The 20,906-nt window shown below is 40.9% G+C and carries 16 protein-coding genes and 1 tRNA gene; 4 read left to right on the top strand and 13 right to left on the bottom strand.

The window, feature by feature from the left end; all coding sequences use genetic code 11:
- Nucleotides 1–30: 30 nt before the first annotated feature.
- Nucleotides 31–1,818: a hypothetical protein gene (locus tag DXB77_RS10580; protein WP_117807421.1), complete on the bottom strand. Its 1,788-nt coding sequence runs from the start codon at nucleotides 1,816–1,818 to the stop codon at nucleotides 31–33.
- A 236-nt stretch (nucleotides 1,819–2,054) separates the two neighbouring features.
- On the opposite strand from DXB77_RS10580, the gene DXB77_RS10585 reads away from it, so the two are divergent.
- Nucleotides 2,055–3,986: an ABC-F family ATP-binding cassette domain-containing protein gene (locus tag DXB77_RS10585; RefSeq protein WP_118663201.1), complete on the top strand. Its 1,932-nt coding sequence runs from the start codon at nucleotides 2,055–2,057 to the stop codon at nucleotides 3,984–3,986.
- An 88-nt stretch (nucleotides 3,987–4,074) separates the two neighbouring features.
- Here DXB77_RS10585 and DXB77_RS10590 read toward each other — a convergent pair whose 3' ends face one another.
- The 4 genes from DXB77_RS10590 to DXB77_RS10605 are packed head-to-tail and all read right to left on the bottom strand — an operon-like array spanning nucleotide 4,075 to nucleotide 10,152.
- Complete coding sequence (locus tag DXB77_RS10590; protein WP_118663202.1) at nucleotides 4,075–6,423, bottom strand: hypothetical protein; 2,349 nt, start codon at nucleotides 6,421–6,423, stop codon at nucleotides 4,075–4,077.
- On the bottom strand, nucleotides 6,407–7,351 hold the full coding sequence (gene metA / locus DXB77_RS10595) for a homoserine O-succinyltransferase (RefSeq protein WP_118663203.1): 945 nt from the start codon (nucleotides 7,349–7,351) through the stop codon (nucleotides 6,407–6,409). The genes DXB77_RS10590 and metA overlap by 17 nt, the downstream gene beginning before the upstream one ends.
- A gap of 51 nt (nucleotides 7,352–7,402) precedes the next feature.
- Complete coding sequence (ligA, locus tag DXB77_RS10600; RefSeq protein ID WP_118663204.1) at nucleotides 7,403–9,364, bottom strand: NAD-dependent DNA ligase LigA; 1,962 nt, start codon at nucleotides 9,362–9,364, stop codon at nucleotides 7,403–7,405.
- Nucleotides 9,334–10,152, bottom strand: a complete 819-nt coding sequence (locus DXB77_RS10605) for a pseudouridine synthase (protein WP_118663399.1) — start codon at nucleotides 10,150–10,152, stop codon at nucleotides 9,334–9,336. Before DXB77_RS10605 ends, ligA begins: the two co-directional genes overlap by 31 nt.
- Before the next feature lie 265 nt (nucleotides 10,153–10,417).
- Here DXB77_RS10605 and DXB77_RS10610 point away from each other — a divergent pair, with 265 nt between their 5' ends.
- The gene (locus tag DXB77_RS10610; protein ID WP_118663401.1) at nucleotides 10,418–10,885 is read left to right on the top strand and encodes an Lrp/AsnC family transcriptional regulator; all 468 of its coding nucleotides are present in this window, start codon (nucleotides 10,418–10,420) and stop codon (nucleotides 10,883–10,885) included.
- Nucleotides 10,886–11,072: 187 nt separating this feature from the next.
- Here the strand turns inward: DXB77_RS10610 and DXB77_RS10615 are convergent, their stop codons facing one another.
- A complete protein-coding gene (locus DXB77_RS10615) occupies nucleotides 11,073–11,804 on the bottom strand; it encodes a hypothetical protein (RefSeq protein ID WP_118663205.1) in 732 nt (243 codons plus the stop codon).
- Between the two features lie 155 nt (nucleotides 11,805–11,959).
- Here DXB77_RS10615 and DXB77_RS10620 point away from each other — a divergent pair.
- Nucleotides 11,960–12,031 (top strand) — tRNA-Arg (locus DXB77_RS10620).
- Nucleotides 12,032–12,114: 83 nt separating this feature from the next.
- Here DXB77_RS10620 and DXB77_RS10625 read toward each other — a convergent pair.
- Together DXB77_RS10625 and DXB77_RS10630 are read right to left on the bottom strand one after the other, a co-directional pair.
- Nucleotides 12,115–13,569 (bottom strand): NCS2 family permease, encoded by a 1,455-nt coding sequence (locus DXB77_RS10625; RefSeq protein WP_117807416.1) that lies wholly within the window; start codon nucleotides 13,567–13,569, stop codon nucleotides 12,115–12,117.
- Nucleotides 13,570–13,674: 105 nt separating this feature from the next.
- Nucleotides 13,675–14,493: an HAD family hydrolase gene (locus tag DXB77_RS10630; RefSeq protein WP_173783376.1), complete on the bottom strand. Its 819-nt coding sequence runs from the start codon at nucleotides 14,491–14,493 to the stop codon at nucleotides 13,675–13,677.
- A 175-nt stretch (nucleotides 14,494–14,668) separates the two neighbouring features.
- Between DXB77_RS10630 and DXB77_RS10635 the strand changes: the two genes are divergently transcribed.
- Nucleotides 14,669–15,247, top strand: a complete 579-nt coding sequence (locus DXB77_RS10635) for a TetR/AcrR family transcriptional regulator (protein ID WP_021944421.1) — start codon at nucleotides 14,669–14,671, stop codon at nucleotides 15,245–15,247.
- On the opposite strand, the gene DXB77_RS10640 is transcribed toward DXB77_RS10635, so the two are convergent.
- From DXB77_RS10640 to tsf, 5 genes are all read right to left on the bottom strand, one after another.
- The gene (locus DXB77_RS10640; RefSeq protein WP_118500593.1) at nucleotides 15,244–16,788 is read right to left on the bottom strand and encodes an AMP-binding protein; all 1,545 of its coding nucleotides are present in this window, start codon (nucleotides 16,786–16,788) and stop codon (nucleotides 15,244–15,246) included. The two genes, DXB77_RS10635 and DXB77_RS10640, sit on opposite strands and share 4 nt — an antisense overlap.
- A gap of 54 nt (nucleotides 16,789–16,842) precedes the next feature.
- On the bottom strand, nucleotides 16,843–17,085 hold the full coding sequence (locus tag DXB77_RS10645; protein ID WP_008402883.1) for a phosphopantetheine-binding protein: 243 nt from the start codon (nucleotides 17,083–17,085) through the stop codon (nucleotides 16,843–16,845).
- 27 nt (nucleotides 17,086–17,112) lie between these two features.
- Entirely contained in the window at nucleotides 17,113–18,501 is a 1,389-nt protein-coding gene (locus DXB77_RS10650) for a condensation domain-containing protein (RefSeq protein WP_330599181.1), read from the bottom strand.
- Nucleotides 18,502–18,721: 220 nt separating this feature from the next.
- Entirely contained in the window at nucleotides 18,722–19,705 is a 984-nt protein-coding gene (locus tag DXB77_RS10655) for an alpha/beta hydrolase (RefSeq protein WP_242995993.1), read from the bottom strand.
- A 105-nt stretch (nucleotides 19,706–19,810) separates the two neighbouring features.
- The gene (tsf, locus tag DXB77_RS10660; RefSeq protein ID WP_117807412.1) at nucleotides 19,811–20,881 is read right to left on the bottom strand and encodes a translation elongation factor Ts; all 1,071 of its coding nucleotides are present in this window, start codon (nucleotides 20,879–20,881) and stop codon (nucleotides 19,811–19,813) included.
- Between the last annotated feature and the right edge of the window lie 25 nt (nucleotides 20,882–20,906).

Genomic DNA, 20,906 nt, shown 5'->3' on the forward strand with positions numbered 1-20,906 from the left:
ATCCATTTTCTGATCTTTGCAACCCGGTTTTTAATGGAATTCCTGACAGACCAGTTCTCGCAGTCGATATCGGAAAGCTTTCTCGTATTCCTCGTCTTCATCGACGCTGTGATTTACCTCCTCAAAACAGGCTTTGCGAATAGCTTCCTGTGTAAATATCGTAGGGCTTTCGTCGTCTCTGCCCCAGTAGAACACTGCACCATCAATACTTTCATTTCCATAGATCTCCTGCATCCGGCTGATGCAGCTCTCATCTCCCAGGAACACATGACAGATACCAGCTAATGATTTACAGAGAACCTCTGCATTGATCGTATATCCGTCAAAATCCTGCGCCCAATCCGGAATCTGCTCCGGCTTATCTACAAGGATCACCGGAAGGCTTCTACCATCATGCGAAAGAAGATTTTTAAGCTGGTCCGCGGATATCGGAACCGCTTCGGTGTCTTCATCCATAAATACACCCGCATCCAGGAATCCGACCTGATTAAATATATCCCGCATAAACTTCGGTCGATTATACCGGCGCTCTCTGGAATAGATATTCTCACAGATATGACGGCAGGTCAGATACAATCCATCGCTTTCTTTTCGGAGTTCTGCAACCACATGCCAGATCATACCGGCTTCTTCATTGCTGATCGTCTGCATATCCATTAGAAAATATTCCTTCTCTGCAACAACCTTTAACTTATACCCCATCACTTCATAAGAAACAGACTCCATTTTTTTTGGCATCTGTCCGAATATCAGGGAGATATGCTGGTACGCCCATTCGTATATGATCTCACTTGCCCGGTCAAATCCGTCATCCCGTATCCGTATCGTCTGGTCAAATACCAGATCCGATACCAGCGGCCGGATCTCCTGCTTGATCTCTTTGTTCAACACCCTGCCGAACTGTTCTCTGTCAAGCTGTGCTGATATGAATTCGTCATTTACCACTTCTTTATTAATGAGGTAGATTACCCTATTCGGCGACAATACCTTCTGATATTTTTTATTCAGCAGAATATTTACAAGCTGCTGCTTGGATACCGCCCAGAACTTCTCTACGACCTCCGGATGTTCATCAAAATATGCACGAACCTCAGGCTTAATCTTATCCTGTGTGATCTTTAACCGGTATTTGCTTCGGATCGCATTTTCCCAGTTTTTCTTGATATACTGATCTCTTGCCAGATTATCGAAGATCTGCACGATTGACCAGTCGCACAGCTCTAGGTTTGCGATGATGCTGTTCATCATGCGGGCATCCTTTTCCTGTCCATCCCACAAACTGCTTCTGTTATCATCAAAGCCTTCATCCATTTTATACTTGTACCGCATCTCATGCTCGATCTCATGCCAGCCCTCAAACAGAACCGTTCTGAGCTGAACCTCAAAGGTCCGGTCAAATGGCTGCTCCCACAACTGATCGGATATGTTGATCAGATATTTGCTTGGGATCTTAAATACACCATTGCACTTCTGGGCTTCAAACCGGTTCTCTTCCCATGCTGTCTTTGACCAATTATCTACCATAAAGGTGTCTTCGAGCAGTGCTTCACTAATCCTGATATCTTCTGTATAAAATAAATTAATACGGATACCGATCAGATCCTGAATCTTTTTATCATCTTTTCCTGTGCCATATTTCCCTGTATCTAACTTACGCTGTAATGACGTCAATGTCTTCACTCTCGACATACTGTGAAAATAGATTCCGGCATTTCTGAGCTTCGTCATCAACGTCTGTTCCAGCTTCGTTCTTATATCATTCAATTCCTGAATATCTTTGTCACTGATCAGTGCCAGAGACTCATTATTACGTTCCATATAACCACCTGCTTTTCAAATAACTTTCACCCGTAAAAAGCGCACAAAAATACACTATTATGATACCATTTTATTCCCTTGTCAGTCAATTTTTATGACATAACCTTTTTCTAAATTTTATGTGAAAATATTCCCTTTTTATTAAAATTCTATTTCAATGGATATTGCTTATTTCCTGACACACCGATATAATGTTATGAGATCTGACATGATATAAGAAAATAAGGAGGAATCTTATGATTCTCGATTGTCAAAATATAAGTAAAGCATTCGGAACCAACGTAATTCTCGACAATGTATCCTTTCATCTTGAAGATAAGGAAAAAATGGCGATCGTTGGTATCAATGGTGCAGGCAAAACAACATTATTAAAGATCATTATGCAGGAAGAAGAAGCAGATTCCGGACAGATTGTTTTATCAAAAGACCGTACGATTGGTTACCTCTCCCAGCATCAGGATATTTTCTATGACGATACGGTATACGGCGTGATGGAGGATGCCATGAAGCCTGTGATCGAGCTTCAGGATAAGATCCGCAAACTGGAACAGGATATGACAACACTGACCGGCGACGAACTGAAAGCCGCCCTCTCAACCTATAACCGCTATACACATGAATTTGAATATAAAAACGGATATGCCTACGAAAGTGAGATCACCGGAGTATTAAAAGGTCTCGGCTTCTCCAAAGAAGATTTCGACCGTCATACCGATACCTTATCGGGCGGACAAAAAACCCGGCTTTCACTCGGCAGACTTCTTCTTACAAAACCGGATATCATCATCTTGGATGAGCCGACCAACCATCTGGATATGGATTCGATCAGTTGGCTTGAAACCTTTCTAACCGGCTATCAGGGAAGTGTGATTCTTGTCTCCCATGACCGTTACTTTCTGGATAAGATCGTAACAAAGGTCGTAGAACTTGATCGTGGACACAGCACCGTATATAACGGAAACTACACCTACTTCTCTCAAAAGCGCGCCGAGATCCGGACAAATATGATGAAAGCCTACTTAAACCAGCAGGCAGATATCAAGCATCAGGAAAAAGTTATCACAAAATTAAAGCAGTTCAATCGTGAAAAATCGATCAAACGGGCAGAAAGCCGTGAAAAAATGTTAGACCGTGTGGAACGTCTGGACAAGCCAACCGAATTAAACAGTGAAATGCGGCTGACGCTGGAACCATCCGTTATCAGCGGTGAAGATGTACTTACGATCGAAGGGCTGTCCAAAGCCTTTGAACAGTATAATCTGTTTTCCGATCTGAATATGGAGATCAAACGTGGTGAGCATGTCGCCCTGATCGGCGGAAACGGAACCGGTAAGACTACGATCTTAAAGATCATCAACAAGCTTGTTCCAAAGGATGCCGGAACTGTCATCTTAGGCTCCCGTGTCAAGATCGGTTACTACGATCAGGAGCATCAGGTCCTGAATATGAACAATACGGTATTTGACGAGATCAGCAACGCCTATCCCGACCTGACCAATACCAGGATCCGAAACGTTCTTGCCGCCTTTCTGTTTACCGGAGAGGATGTGTTCAAACGGATCGCAGACTTGAGCGGGGGCGAAAAAGGGCGTGTATCCCTTGCCAAAATGATGCTCTCATCTGCAAACTTCCTGATTCTCGATGAGCCGACCAACCATCTGGATATCACATCCAAGGAGATCCTTGAAGAAGCGATACGGAACTATACCGGAACAGTCCTTTATGTATCCCATGATCGATATTTTATCAATCAAACAGCAACAAGGATCATCGAATTAAAGGATAAGCAGTTAACCAATTATATTGGAAACTATGATTACTACGAAAGCCACAGAGCCCAGCCGGCTTCCACCGGAAAGCAGGCATTTGCACCAGTATCTGATACTGTCTCTCAGGAAAAACAGACAGAATCCCAGGCAAAGCTCTCTTGGAAGGAAAGCAAAGCCGAACAGGCAAGACTTCGGAAAAAAGCAAATGATCTGAAAAAGCTGGAAGACAAGATTGAACAGCTTGAAAACCGTCTGGCTGAAATTGATGAAGAATTTCTGGTTCCTGAAAATGCAACAAATGTTGCACTGTTAAATGATCTTACAAAAGAACGAAATTCTGTAGAAGAAGAATTGAACACGATGTATGAACAATGGGAAGAATTATCTTCTGAGGAATAAACATCTAAAAAAGCATTAGATACGGACAATTTGCTGTTGTAAGTTACATACAACCATGCAATATCCGCATTCTAATGCTTTTGTATTATCAGTCGATCACATTTATGATCTTTCTTCCATATGTATATGTATTGCCGGATGCCGGAATACAATAAGTACTGTTACTGATATAGACCTGACTACTGCTTCCCATTCCACCGTGAATACACCAGTAAGTTCCATCATTATCATAATAAGCGCCCCAGTCCTTGACACAGGCTTCCGCCAACTGTTTGGAAACACCCATCCGGATCAGATATTTCTTAACCGCTGCCGCATTTTTAAACTTACCAAGAAACAGGGAAACATGGCTTGCCTCTGTCTCTCCGTTTTTATAATATACGATCACATCTCCCGGAGTTAATGCATCATATGAGAAATCTACAATATCTGAATTCAACTGAATCGAATCCTGTTTCATCCAGCTTTTCCCATCTGACAGAACAACTTTTCCGGTCACAGTTCCGGCACCGCCCCATTCCGTTCCGGTATACATCCGATCTAACAGGATACCGCCTTTTTCCGGACTTGTATACTGAACCGCAAGTTTCTGCGATGGATCATCTCCACCAGCAAGTGCAAATGCCTGATCGACAAATACATTGCAATATATATTTGTCTTACCCAGATATGCCAGGATCACGCGCTTCATCCATGCATCCGTATCCCAGTAAACAGAACCTTCCAGTCGTCTGCTATATGCACGTCCATATTTGTCAAAGTCATATAGATATCCATCCACGGACTGACTTCCAGATACACTCTGTCCCTGTTCATTCATCAGGTAATATACCGTCTTGCCATTGATCTGGACAGTAACAATCCCCGGAACGATCTGATCCAGCTTCTGTCCTTCTCTGTATATGGAATATTTTCCGGTCTTGTCATAATATATGTATTTTGATACTTTTCCGGAAGCATCCGTATAGACTGCAGTTTTTTTGTCAATGGTCTGCCAGCCCTCTTCTGCCTTTATCACGCCATCTTCCGGTATATAATAATAATCCGAATGAATATTTAATAATTTATCTGTTACCTGCTGCCATCCGGAACTTCCTGCATCATAGATCCATACTGTGTTCCTGTATTTGCTCTTTGAATAGCTGGCATTAAAATACCGGTACAGACTTGTTCCATTTTTATCATAGTAAAAGGTTTTTCCTTTATTATATGGCGCCCACATACTGGAAACTTTCTTCCATCTGACTCCATTTGCCTGATACAGCACATATCCGTTTCCGGACTGTTTTCGTTTGTAGAGCACTTCTCCCTTTCGGATATAATACATGGTCGTATCATTTGAGCTGTACCATCTGGTTGATGTATAATGTCTTCCATTTTTAAAATATACAAATGAGCCATCGATCTTATAAATGCCATCTGTTACAAAATTCCATTTGTTTTTACTGTAGATCTTATACATTCCGATCCGCTCGCTGTCCTTATATCCGTCCAGATAATAGGTCTTTGTATTACGTGCATTTGCATTAAAATACATCATGGCATTTTTTACATTTACCCATGTATCTCTTACTGCTTTGCCATCTTCGCCAAAATAATAGCCATAACGATCAACCTTTTTATAATAGTTCCGACGGCTTACACCATCCCGCAGATAATAATATTCTCCGCCGGCCTGTTTCATTCCCTGTGCCAGTGCACCCGTTGCATCAAACCAGTACACTGTGCCTTTAACGCTGATGTAACGATCCGTTACACGCTGTTTCTTGCCATTTGTGAATGAATAACAGGCATCTCCTGAAAAGCGGAATATTGCCTTTCCATCCTTTACATATACCTGTGATCTTCCATATGGATACCAGCCGGTTTCATCCACCCGCTTTCCTTTCCGGAAGAAATAATACGTTCCTGCTACCTTCTTGATTCCTTTTACCGGTGTTCCGTCAATGTAATATATATCCTTTGAAAAACCAGTTGTCAGAATGGAATAATCGTCACTATAGTAAAAGCATTTTTCAAGAGCCGTGTTTCCGGTTTTATTTTTTGAAAACCGAAGCACGGTCTTTGTCGTTGCCGGCTTAAATTTCAATGACATCTTGCCTGTATAAGAGCTGGTATCATAGGAACCATTAAACTCACTTTTCTTAGTTACTACAACCGCCCACAGCTTCTCATCATAACTGACAAGTGCATATTTCAGTCCGGTGCTCTCATCTACACCCATACCTTTATAGTAATCTGACTTTACTGCATAATCATATTGGAAGGAACCGTCACTGGCATTTGAAAATGTATGTGTGTTCTCGTCCTGTGATAATTCCTGTTTCTTTACTGATTCCGCAGCCTGCACATTTCCGGTATTTTTCCCGGCTCCCATAAACAATATCAACAAAGCTGCTATACATAGAAGTATTAATCGTTTATTCTGCTGTTTCATCTTTCTTTTTATCCGCCTTTTCTGTCCATAAATACGGGGTTATCTGGTATACGTAATAATTCAGCCAATTGGCATATAATGTATTAGCATGGCAGCGCCAAGATTTGATCGGTGTCTTGCTTGGATCGTTGTCCGGATAATAATTTACCGGAATATCCGGATTCAGTCCCTTTGCAAGATCACGCTTATATTCTTTATCAAGCGTCAGAATATCATATTCCGGATGTCCGGTTACGAATATATTCTTTCCTTCATCGCCAATGATCAGATAAGGACCTGCCTCATCGGACTCCGCTACGATCTCCAGATGCGGATTTTTTACGATCTCATCTTTGTCTACACCTGTATATCTGGAATGTGGTACATAAAAGATATCATCAAACCCACGAACAAGCGGTGTCTTTCTGTGGAAGGTATGATGCATATAGATTCCTGATAATTTCTTATCCAGCTCATACTTCTGCACCCCATACCGATAATACAGACCTGCCTGTGCGCCCCAGCAGATATGGATCGTGGAGGTTACATTTTTCTCCGACCAGTCCATGATTTCTTTTAATTCATCCCAGTATTCTACATCTTCAAATTCCATCTTCTCGATCGGTGCTCCTGTGATAATGAATCCATCCCATTTCCGATCTTTGATGCTGGAAAAATCGGTGTAGAACCGTTCCAGATGGCCTTTTGGTGCATGCTTGGATTCATATGTCATCGTACGGATCAGGGAAATATTCACTTGAAGCGGCGTATTTGACAGACTTCTCATAAGCTGTAATTCTGCATCCTGCTTTAAAGGCATCAGGTTCAATATCAATATATCAAGCGGACGGATATCCTGACGGATGGCTCTGTCTGAACCCATCACAAAGATATTCTCATCCTCCAGTATTTTCTTTACCGGTAAATCATCGTCAACTCTAATTGGCATTTTCTATCAAGTCCTTTCTGTTCCAACTGCCATTTTTCTGTTTCTATATTATCAGGAAAACTGTTCCAGAAACTGCGCTTCTGAAATGATCGGTATTCCCAGACTCTGTGCTTTTTTATTCTTCGAAGATGTGGATGTCTCATCGTTATTGACCAGATATCCGGTCTTTGAAGATACAGAACCTGCTACCTTTCCGCCCCGGTCTTCGATATACTGCTTCATCTCATCCCGGTTTGCAAATTGTACCAGACTTCCGGTTATTACAAAGGTAATACCTGCAAGCGTCTGTGGTACCGTTTCAGTCTCTGCTTCAAACTCTAATTCACGAAGCAACCTATCTATAATAGCACAATTCGACGGATTTTTAAAATATCTTACAATTTCCTCTGCGATCACTGTTCCAATTCCATCAATCTCTGTATATGCTTCTACATCCGCATGCATGATCTGATCCAGGTTATTTTTAAAATGTTTGCAGATCAGCTTCGCTGTTGCATCTCCGACCCCAGGAATTCCAAGGCCATAGACAAAACGGTTCATCGTTGTGTGTCTGGATGTATCAACAGCCTGAATCAGCTTCGCATAAGACTTCTCTCCAAAGCCTTCCAACTCAACGATCTCTTCTTCATGACGATTCAGGTGATAGAGATCATCCAGATGATCCAGATATCCCTGTTCAATAAATTTGTCTATCGTGGCTTCTGAGAGACCGTCAATATTCATAGCATTTCTGGATACAAAATGAGCAAATGATTTTAACTTCTTTGCTGGACAGAATTCATTGGTACAATAAAGGGTCTCTACCTGATCTACACCCTCTCCCTCCGTCACGATCTTTGTCAGGCCACCACAGGCAGGACAGGATTCCGGAATCGGTACATTTCCACTTCTGGTATGATTTTCGGCAATCTGCGGAATGATCATATTTGCCTTATAGACCGAAATCTCATCTCCGATCCCAAGCTGCAACGACCGAAGGATACTGACATTATGGATACTTGCACGGCTGACTGTTGTTCCTTCAAGGGACACCGGATCAAATACCGCAACCGGATTGATAAGTCCCGTTCTGGAAGGGCTCCACTCCACATACTGCAGATGGGTCACTGCCTGTTCATCCGCCCATTTGAATGCCATACTGTCTCTTGGGAACTTCGCTGTTCTACCGAGACTCTTTCCATATGCAAGATCTTCTAACACCAGTACCAGACCATCCGAAGGAAAATCGTTCTGCTCAATCTGTTCTGCAAACTTTGCTACACGCTCCGGCAGCTTATCAGCATTGATCAAATAATGCTCTACGACATCAAAGCCCTGCTGCTCCAGCCAGTCTAATTCATAGGAAAAGGAATTCTTAAAGTCCACATCTTCTCCATCCACCAGATTAAAGGCAAAGAAATGTACGTTTCTCTCTTTTGTAATGCGGTTATTCAACTGTCTGACAGAGCCGCTGCATAAGTTTCTCGGGTTTTTATATTTTGCATCTGCATCTGCGATCTGCTCATTTATCTTCTCAAAATCTGAATACTTGATAACTGCCTCTCCACGGATCGTCAGCTTACCCTTATATGGAATCTCTTTCGGAATATTTGCAAATACTCTTGCGTTGTTCGTTATAACCTCGCCCTCTAAGCCATTTCCTCTGGTTACTGCTTTTACAAGCGTGCCATTCTCATAGGTAAGGACAACGGTAAGACCATCTAACTTCCATGAGATCACACCCTGATGTGTGCCAAGCCATGCTGCCAGTGCTTCCACACTCTTGGTCTTATCCAGAGAAAGCATTGGATGCTCATGAGCCTCTTTCGGAAGCTCACTTACAATCTCATATCCGACATGAACCGTCGGACTGTTCGACATTACAATTCCTGTCTCTTTTTCAAGTTCTACCAGTTCATCATACAAGGCATCATATTCCAGATTGCTCATGATCTCGGTATCTTCCTGATAATATTTCTTTGATGCCTCATTCAGTTTTTCAACTAATTCTTTGATTCTGTCTCTCTTTTCCAACTGACATACCTCTTATTTCCAACAACATTCTGTTCATTTTTATTATCCGGCTGTGCTTCTTCCCGCTTTGTTTTCACTTCTTCTTTTCGTTCCACTAAACGTCTGAGTTCTGTTTCTTCTTCCTTTGTCAAATGGCGGTACTCACCCGGTCTCAGATTCCCCAGACGAATATTGATCACTCGAAGCCGTTTCAGATTTACGACCTTATATCCAAAATATTCGCACATTCGGCGGATCTGGCGATTCAGCCCCTGTGTAATTATGATCTTAAAGGAATAATTATCGATCTTATACAGACGACATTTTTTTGTCACCGTATCAAGAATCGGAACACCTGCCGCCATCTGTGTTAAAAATTCGTCCGTGATCGGCTTATTCACACGGACACGATATTCCTTCTCATGATTATTGACTGACTTCTGGATACTGTTTGACAGGTCTCCATCGTTTGTCAAAAGCAGTAATCCCTGTGAATCCTTATCTAATCTTCCTACATACTGCAATCGGATCGGATACTTAATATGATCAAAGATGTTATCCGGATCATCATGACTTGCCGTGCAGGTCAGTCCCAGTGGTTTATTGTATGCAAGAATAACTGTCTCTTCACGCTTTCTTACAGGCTTTCCATCGACCATTACCCTGTCATTTGCCTCTATCTTCTGTCCCATTGCCGCAGGCTTCCCATTTATTGTGATCCTGCCTTTTAATATATATTCATCTGCCGCACGTCTGGAACAAATGCCAGCTTCGCTCAGATATTTATTAATTCGAATGCCTTCTGCCATATCATGACCCTTCCTGTTCTGTCTCTCTGCTGCGACTGTTTTGCCGCTCTTTTTATCTGTTTTCTTTATAACCATATCTTTTTAATCATACCATTCTGATCATTAAAAGTAAACAATTACAACTTTTCAATTTCGGGGCTTGTTTTTTCTCTTTTTCCGACGTATAATAAGGCAAACGCAAAGGTGTGTTTCTACGGAAACGCACCTTTTTTTGTATTTAAATTTAGAAGCTGAAGTTATAACATTTTATAAAGGACGTGAATATATGGATAATATCGATAAGAAAATATTACATTTATTACAGCACAATGCCAGAACCCCTTTAAAGTATCTGGCAAATAAAGTATTTCTCTCCTCTCCTGCGGTATCCGCAAGAATCGACCGGCTGGAAAAGGCAGGTGTGATCACCGGATACCATGCAGGCATCAACCCGGAAGCTCTGGGGTATCACATTACCGCATTTATACACATGGCACTCGATCCAAAACAGAAACCAACCTTTTATCCCTTTATCGATGCCTGCCCCAATGTACTGGAATGTAATTGTGTGACCGGTGCCTACTCTATGTTGATGAAGGTTTGTTTTCCAAGCACAATGGAACTGGATTCTTTCATTGGCCAGCTACAGCGATTCGGAAATACAGAAACACAGATCGTATTCTCCACTCCTGTTCAAACTCGTGGAATCGACATCGGTATTGTATCTCCTGTAAATGAAGGAAATGCTATCTAGTATGTCTGCGGACGGTCGTCTGTAACTTCTATATTATATAAGGCAAATAATAAAACAAAAAAGTTCCGTATCAGAATTCTGTCATATCCAAAGAATTCTTTTATGGAACTTTTTATGTCTTGATATCTGCTTACAAACCTACTGCTAACTGGTTCACACATTTGCAGAATCAGCTAAAATATCCTTCCTATTGTGCATCTTCCGGTGTAGCTGCAGTATTCTCTGTTGTAGCCGGTTTGCTGATCAGATCATAAAATGCCCGAAATGTTTTATCTGTATCCAGAAGATATTCTGTATTCTCTTTTACATGAACATAGATATCCTGAATATCCTTTGATGCCTTAAAGCTGTTCAGATAAGAAAGCTGTGCATTTGACAGCTCCCCATTAGCGATCTTATACGAACCATCCTGGTCTGTTATAATATAGAAGGTCACGATATCAAGCGGCTTTGATTCTACGTCCGCAATGTCCATATAGGACAATTCAACCACAACATATTCTCCTTCTGCATAACCATCTGCCAGATAACAGGTCGTATCTTCAAAACCTTTTAGGTATTTTGCAGAGTTTTCCAATACTGACATATCATCAAACTCGGTTGGATCCGTCACCAGTGACTGTAACGTTGCCTGATCACAGGCTGCTTTTGCCGTAAGATACTTACTAACCAGATCATTGATCTCTGAAACATCACTTTTCTTATATGATGCATTCTCCGGAATCGTCAGCTCAACCGTATTATTTTCTCCCGGCACAATTTTGGGTTTTCTGATAAAAAATGCGTACACATAACAGGAACACAATAATGCAAATATCACCCAGCCGATCGCAAGCTTCATTCCAACCCGGATCACGATCTCTCCTTCTTTTGTCTTTATATATGTATCACCAAGAAAACTGTTTTTTTTATGATTCAATTTTCCTATGCTCCTTTTCATATTTTATATCGACAAAATTCTACCATTCTGTTCTGTATTTTGCAAGTTCATCCAGGAAGTATTCATAATTCAGCGAAGAAATATAAGAAAATATTTGATTATTTCAGCGAAATATTGTATTATATATAAGTCATGCACCAGTAGCTCAGTGGATAGAGCAACGGCCTCCGGAGCCGTGTGCGGTGGTTCGATTCCACTCTGGTGCATATTTTTTATGCATAAAAATACCGGCAGCCACTTAAAAGGAATGTGGCTGCCGGTATTTTCTTTTAATAAAATGATGATATTTTTACATTGTAACAAAGATGAACTTTACAACGAATAACGCTGCGATGATCGTTACAACAATATCTTTCTTCTTGTAGTTACCTGTGAATAAGGTAATCAGAACGTATGAAATTGATCCTACACCGATACCATTTGAGATAGAATAGGTTAATGGGATCATAAGGAAGGTAAGGAACGCAGGAACTGCTGAACGCATATCATCCATATCGATCTTGGCAAAGTTCTTAGCCATTAATACACCTACAAAGATCAGTGCCGGAGCTGTTGCACATGTTGGGATCACACCTGCGATTGGGCTTAAGAACAGACATACTGCGAAGCAGGCTGCTGTAACTAAACTTGCAAGACCTGTTCTACCACCTGCTGCGATACCGGATGCAGACTCAACGAAGGTTGTACATGTCGATGTACCAAGAATAGCACCTGCTGCTGTACCGATAGAATCGCACATCATACTCTTATCTAAGTTGATCGGGTCACCATTCTCATCTAACATATTTGCCTGTGATGCGGTTCCGTATAAGGTTCCGATCGTATCAAACATATCTACCAGACAGAATGCAACGATCAGCATGATACCTGAGAATACGCCACCAACATATGGGCTTTCAAATGCATTTCTCCATGCATCCGCCTTGAAGCATCCAAGGAAACCGATCTCGCCAAAGTCTTTGAAAGACTGACCGATGCTGGATACATCAAAAGATGGTGTCTCCAGATTAAATACATAATAAAGAACTGTGGAAACAATGATACCGATTACGATATTTCCCTTTACATTTAACTTTGCAAGAACTGCGATCAGGATAATACCGATGATAGTTACAACCGGTGGAATAACTGCTTTCCATGCAGCTGCCGGTGTCTCTGCGCCTGAAATTGCTCCATGGAAATCAAAGATCTGTACCAGTGTATACTTATTCGCCTGTACAAGACCTGAACCCTTTAAACCAACCAATGCGATGAACAAACCGATACCGGCCGGTATTGATTTCTTCAGGCATTCCGGCATGGCTGTCGCAATGTACTTACGAAGTCCGGTTACAGACAGGATCAGAAATACGATACCTGATAACAGGATGATAACAAGACCTGACTGATAACCTTCAATCACGCTACAGCCTGCAAAGAATGCACCGGACACAAATGAGGTACAGAAGAATGAATTCAGTCCCATACCACATGCCTGTGCATACGGCATTCTGGCAAGGAATGCCATAAGAAGTGTACCGATAACAGCCACAAGAACGGATGCGATAAATACTGCATTCCAAACCCTGCCTACTTCTGCTGCGCTTGCGCCTTCTGCAACAAGCCATCCAGCCTTACCATCTGCTGCTACCTGATTTGGGTTTACCAGGACAATGTATGCCATGGCAAAAAATGTTGTGAGTCCGGCCATAATCTCTGTACGAACATTAGAACCGCGCTCTGAAATGTGGAAAAATTTATCCATATTTCCCTTCCTTTCTTTTGTTTATTCTTATTAAAAGCATTGGTTGTCTACCTGTCCCTCACTACAGATATATGCCATGCTTTATAATCAAAATTCTGTGTGCCGTTACCGCACTGTTTCTTCCAGAAATTCGGCTACACTGTCATCCAGATAATCACCGATCACAAGATCCGCCGCTTCCTTGCAACGCTCTGTCGCATTTAAAACCGCAACTCCAAGTCCGGCTTCTGCTAACATCTCACTGTCATTATCTCCATCGCCGAAAGCAATTGTTTCTTCCATTGATATTCCAAGGAATCGTAAAACTTCCTTTAACCCATTATGTTTGCCGGAATGACGATCAGATATCTCAATCAATCGCGGCGCTCCGGATGTTACATAAACAGTATGGATATTTTGCGTTAATTCATGCATGATACGGTATTTTTTCTCTGTCGGTCCTACAATTGAGATCGAATCCAACTCCGTATTATGCTGTAAAATAAACTGCCTTATATCAGGCACCGGCGTTCTGGTGCTTCTTACATAAGCACTGATATCCTCTGACTCTCCAAAATTCATTGGATTCTCATAATATATCTCAGATGTATATCCTCTACCGTCTATAAAACATTCAAAGAATACATCTTTATCCGTAACCAGATCAAATATCTGCTCCGGTACTTCCGGTCGTAATTTTAAATTATATACTGAATGATCATCTGATAAATCATAGATTGCTGCCCCATTGGATGTGATCGCATACCGGACACCCCGAATCTCCCGGATGCATTCTGGAATGGAATAAACAGATCTTCCACTTGCCGGAATAAAAATAACGTGGCTGTCTGCCAGTTTTTCAAGAACTTCCTTTGTTCTATGGGAAATCCCATCCCGTCTTAAAATCGTTCTGTCCAAATCTGAAACCACGCATCTGTACTTCATATGCTTTTCCTCTGTTTTCGAATTTACTTTCATATGTTACCATATTTCGTAAGGGAAATAAAGATATTATAAACTTTTTTACATAAATACAGAAAAAGGAGCTATTTTCATTACATTTTTACCCGGTTGTATAAAAACTGTGATAAAATAAATACACATCAGAAAGGAGACCACTATGTTGCATGAAATATCCGATGAACGCTACTGCTTTATTGAAGATACCATTTGTGATGCATTTTTATTGGTATTGAAAGAAAAAGGAATAGAAAAAATTACCGTGACCGACATCATAAAAAGAGCCGGAATTGTTCGCAGTACATTCTATAACCACTACGAAAATATTCCAGCTCTTATAACTGCTGTTGAAGATAAAACTATCCAGGATATTTTCACCCTCATGGAAGACTTTCATCCTGAAAACAATCAGGATATATGCAAATCTTTCTTTCTGACAATTTGTAATTATACCAAAACGAATCCGTTTCTGGCAAATATTCTCCGGAGTCCAAGAGGCGATGAATTCTTTGAAAAGGCTTTAACTATGTTCCATCGTTATGTAACAGATGCCACCCGGAAAACAACGCCTTCCATGCACTCCAAGGAAGAGGTCTCCTATATGATCGCATGCAGCATTGGCAGTACCTTGGGTGTTCTCCATAAATGGACAAGAGAAAATTTTGAGAGTTCCGAAGAAATCATTGCCGGGATACTGACACAGTCATTTCTCACAGGTATACTCCCTTATCTGTCTTAAAGTGCTTCATCAATCAGAACTTCCTGCCTTTTTATCTTCTTAGTTGCACTCTTGATAAATGGATATTTACGAATAATCAACCCCGTAATCCGACGATAGGTCGGCTGCGTATTATTATAACTGTCAATAAATGCCTGAAGCTCTGATCTGATTGTTTCCTCGTTCATCCGTTTTGCCGAGACAGCATCCTGATCCGGATAGATTCTTGCAATTAGGCCATTGTTCTCTCCTGTCACAATCACCTCTCCCACCAGTTTTCCAAGAGCAAGTTTATTTTCTATTTCCTCCGGTGATATATTTTCTCCGTTTGAAAGAATGATCAGATTTTTTATTCTTCCATTGATAAATAAGAATCCGTCTTTATCCAGATATCCTTTATCTCCCGTATGCAGCCATCCACCTTTTAAGGTCTCTGCAGTCTCTTCCGGCATCTGATAATAACCCTTCATAACGCTGCTGCCCCGTACCAGAATCTCGCCATCCTCAAAAGAAATCTCAACATTGGAAAGCGGTCGTCCTATAGAACCGGTCTTATGATCTTCCGGTACATTGCTGCTGATAACAGGCGAACATTCCGACATTCCATATCCCTCATAAATATTTACACCATATTCTGCAAATTTCTCAATATAAAACGGATCCAGATGTGCTCCACCTGTAAATATTGTTTTCAGCTTTCCCCCAAATGCCTTGGCTGCAACTATTTTCTTTGGGATCAACGGGTTCATTGCCGAAAGACGTTTGTAGATTGTTTCTACCATCAAAGGTACCATCAGCATAATATCAGGATGAAAGACGCCCATATTTTTTACCATATGCAACAGTGAATCATTGATACATACCGTTGCTCCAAAGGAAAAACCTTTGAGCCAATCCATAACAAGGCAAAATGCATGATGAATCGGTAAAACACTTAATACTATGGTTCCGGGCTCTGCAGTATAATTAACAGATTTTACATTTTCTGCCAGATTTCTCTGTGTCAGCATAACACCTTTACTTTTTCCTGTAGTTCCGGAGGTGAAAATAATCGTAGCAATATCTTCCGGATCCGGTGCTGCAAAATCATCTGTACCGTTTATACCTGACGTCATTAATTCTGCTACAGATGCAACTTTTTTCTGATTTGTTTCGATGTTTTCTTCCTGTAATATCCAGATTTTTTTCAGTTTTGGACATTCCTCCAGTATCCGTTCCGACAAGGTCTGAATTTTAGGACTTAAAAAGAGTGCTTCCGCATCTGAACGATTCAGAAGATCTATCAAATCCTCTACCGGAAGTCCTGCATCAAGAGGAACGGCTACTGCCTGACCTGTTATAATTCCCAGATAAGCTTCTATCCATTCCACAGAACTACTACCGATCAATGCTATATGCTTTCCCTGAAAGCTTTCCTCACACAATCCTTTTCTGACAGACTTGGCATTCTCCATCAGCTCCCGGTAGCTTCTATCACAGATCTCCTTTTTCTTCAACCATTTTACTGCCTTTATTTCTGAAAACTTTTTTTCGCTTTCTTCCAAAATATCACGAATCAACATATCTTATTATACCTCCGCACATACTTACTGCGATCATATACTTATATTCTCTGATTATACAGTTTCCTGCTGTAATCGCTCTAACAGATCAAGTGCTTCTACAATTGTGAATACATGCAGTGCATCGTCTTCCTCCAGTTCAATGTCAAATGTGTCTTCGATTTCTCCCAAGAAAGACATAAAATCAAGCGAACTAAAGCCCAGATCTTCTCTGAACTTCATATCGTTTGTCATCTCCTCCGGCTTAACATCACAATACTGTGCTATGATTTTCTTAAATTGCATTTCCTGTGTCATAATAATTTCTCCTTTATATGTTTTATTTTATACCTGTTCCATGATTTCTCCGATACTCATATCAGGTTCCGCGATTCCTTTAAACAATATCCGCATCATATAGTAATATAACAATTCCATATCATGTTCTGCCAAATGTGCGGTCTGGTAATGATATGAAAAATTCATACCTCCATTATCTGTATGAGATACTGTCAGATACATTTTCTTTGTAGCTGCACCATTTGCAAACCATTTTGCATGCTGTGGAATTTGTACCAGATGAGGATTATCCAATTTTACCGGCATCGGCTGATAAGTAAGGTAACAGCTTTCATAGGCTGTATTCTTCGGTGTATGATATCGTTTCTGCATCTCCTCTCTGATCAACGCCGGATCATAGTTACTGTGCATATAGATCCGATTCTGCATATTCTGGATCTCATATGCTGCCGACAGGAAATCAGTATCTGCCGAAATCACAGTTCTACATGGAAACATAATAGTCCGACTACCACCGGAGGTCCATTCATCATGAGTAGACCGTCTTGAAATGAAGTTTTCTATCGTAATATCTTCCTGTCCATGATTCATCTTTGACAGATATGTACGAATACCAAGCAACAACAGATTTGTCATTGAAAGCTGATGGTTCATACAAAAATCTATCAGATTTTTCGTTGGCTCCGGCTCCAGTTGATAATCCTTTACTGCCACAAACAACTGATCTAATTCTATATCGGCAGCCCTGAGTGTTTTATTCCTATGTAACTTTCTTGATGTTTCCAGTACATCTGAACCCTGGATATCAGAATAAAGGGGTTCCCCCCATGCATCCAGCTGATCATCCCAGAACTTTTTATCTTTGGCAAACCGTTTTTCATTATTTGCACGATTCAGATCTTTAACCAGCACTTCCTCAAAATCAGCTAACTTCTGCGGATATGGTGTATCGAATTTATAATGCGTATATAACTGCATCAGGTCATTGATCATCACAACCAGTCCACAGGAATCAATCAATCTATGATCCATATGGATGAAGAAACCATTATATCCATCCGGCAGTTTAACCATCACTACATCGCAAAGCGGAATATCATCTCCGTCAAATGTCTCATATGCCCACTGCTGCATTAGATTGTCTGCTTCTTTCATACGCATTCCTGATAAGTCTTTTAAAGGAATGTCACGGGTTTCTTTTTCAGTAAGATATTGCTTCACATCACCATTTTTATCACGTTTCGTAAAACGAATACGCATACATCCATATCTCTCATATTCCAACTGAATACATTTTTTTAAAAGTCCGAAATCTAGTTCTGCTTTTAAAGATGCCACAACACTGACACCGGACACCTGCTGTGTTTTATATTTTTTTATCCAGTCATCATGCATTTTTTGTGCTGCTGTTAAGGGATATTGTTTCATCATCATGGATAACCTCCTGTATTCTTTATTCTTTTGTGAACTTATCACATTTCATTTTTGAATTCCACCCCTTGTACAACTTAACAAACACTTTACATGAAATTGACCGAAACTTTAAACGTAATCTATAGATCAAAATTATCCTGATATAAAAATCCCCCTTAAACAGATTCGGCATTTACCTTATCTGCTTAAGAGGGATCCTGTTACTTCCGGTGATTCTATTTTAATTATCATATTTTTCAAAAAAATCAAGCATCTTTTGTCGGTAAAGCCCCGGAGCTGCATATGGCGCACATAGATGCCGTGCTTCCGGTATAATGACCAGTTCTTTGGGAGCACTGCATAATGCATAATTATATACAGAATTCTCTGGAACTACATAGGTATCTGCTTCCCCATGAAAAAACAAAACCGGACGTTTATTTTTCTTCATTGCTTCTATCGTGTCAGCATCACTCATACGAAATCTTCCAAACATCCTGCAAAACAGATCTACACGGAACAAAAGCAGCTCTACCCAGCCCAAATGGAACCAGTTAGCTGCGATATCCTGAAGCTGACGCTTCATCGAACAAAATCCACAATCTGCAATCAAGCCTTTCACTTCTTCCGGCAGCTTATGTCCTGAAGCCATAAGCACCGCCGCAGCCCCCATGGATTCTCCATAAAGATAGATTGGGAGCTTCTCTTTGTTTCTTGCAGCAATATAATAACTCCATTGCTGTACATCCCATTGCTCTTTTGCACCAAATGTAATATATTCACCCTCGCTCAAACCGCAGCATCTCTGATCAATAAACAATAAATTACACGCATTCTCATGAAGGAAACGTGCTGTATATGCAAAATCGCCAAAGCCACTACCTTTATATCCATGACTTAACAAAACAAAACGTTTCGCTTCTTTTGTCGGAAGATAATAAGCATGCAGATACAGTCCATCTCTGCTTCTGATAAAGCAATCCTTCATCTGCTGCTCAGCACACCACAGTTTTCCTTCTTCATATTCCTTTTCGTATTTGTCTCTTGGATGATTTTTCTTTATATGAGACAGTTGAAACCATTTCTTTTTCTTCTGTCGTTTTTTTCCTTTGCAACGAACAAGCATATCAAAGAAAGACCAACCAAATGCAACAAACAGACCAAATGCACCGGCTGTTATTTCCAGTAATCTTAATATTTTCTGCTTATTCCCTGTATCATTCATAATCGTTATCTTCTCCGCTTCTTTTTCGCGTATTTGTAAAACAGCCCTTGAAAACATAATGTTTTCAAGGGCTTGAAATACTTTATTATCATTCAACAAATAAAATTATACATTCATCTGCTTAGCAACTTCTGCTGCGAAGTCTTCGTTCTTCTTCTCCATACCTTCACCAACTTCGAAGCGAACGAACTTAGCGATCTTAAGAGCAGGATTTACAGACTTCAGGTATGCTGCAACTGTCTGCTTGCCATCTTCAGCCTTAACATATACCTGATCAAGAAGACAGATTTCCTTCATCTGCTTAGAGATACGTCCTTCAACAAGTCCTGAGAAGATCTTGTTGCCTGAGATCTCTTCCTTATCAGCACAAGCGATCTCTGCTAACTGAGCCTTAGCTTCCTTTGAAAGGAAGTTCGGTAAGAAATTCATGTTTGACTTCTTCTCTTCGTAGATAGCTACATCTTCTGCGCTCCATACACCGGCTACAGCCTTCTCGATCAACTTGGAAAGAACCGGCTTTGGAAGTGAGAACGGATCATTTAATGCACTGTCAATTGTGATCTCTTTCATCTTAGCAAGCTCATCTGCTGAGATCTCGTCTCTTGAGATGTACTGTGGGTTCATAGCAGCGATCTGCATTGCAATGTTTGTAAGTGCTTCCTTAGCTGCATCATCTGAAGCACCGTTACCGGCTACAAGAACACCGATTCTTCCGCCACCATGGATATAAGAAGCAACAACATCTGCTGTAACCTTCTCAAATCTTCTGATGGAGATCTTCTCACCAATCTTGAGAATCTTATCATCAAGATCAGCCTTCATATCAAGGATTGAAACAACGTCTTCGCCATCTCCAGCCTTTTCTGTATCTACTGTAAGTGCCTTATCTGCAACTGCCTGTACAAACTCCTGGAAAATTGCATTCTTTGCAACGAAGTCTGTCTCTGAGTTAACTTCAACAACTACTGCTGTATTACCATCAATTGCAACCTTAGCGATACCTTCTGCTGCAATTCTTGCTGCTTTCTTCTCAGCCTTAGCTGCACCACTCTTTTTGAGTACTTCCACAGCGGCATCCATATCACCGTTTGTCTCTGTAAGTGCTTTCTTACAATCCATCATACCAGCACCTGTGAGTTCTCTTAACTCTTTTACCATGCTTGCTGTAATAGCCATCGTAATAACCTCCAAAATTCTAGTA

It is taken from the genome of Clostridium sp. OM05-9 (assembly GCF_003481465.1).
In the GTDB taxonomy this organism is placed as follows: domain Bacteria; phylum Bacillota; class Clostridia; order Lachnospirales; family Lachnospiraceae; genus Coprococcus; species Coprococcus ammoniilyticus.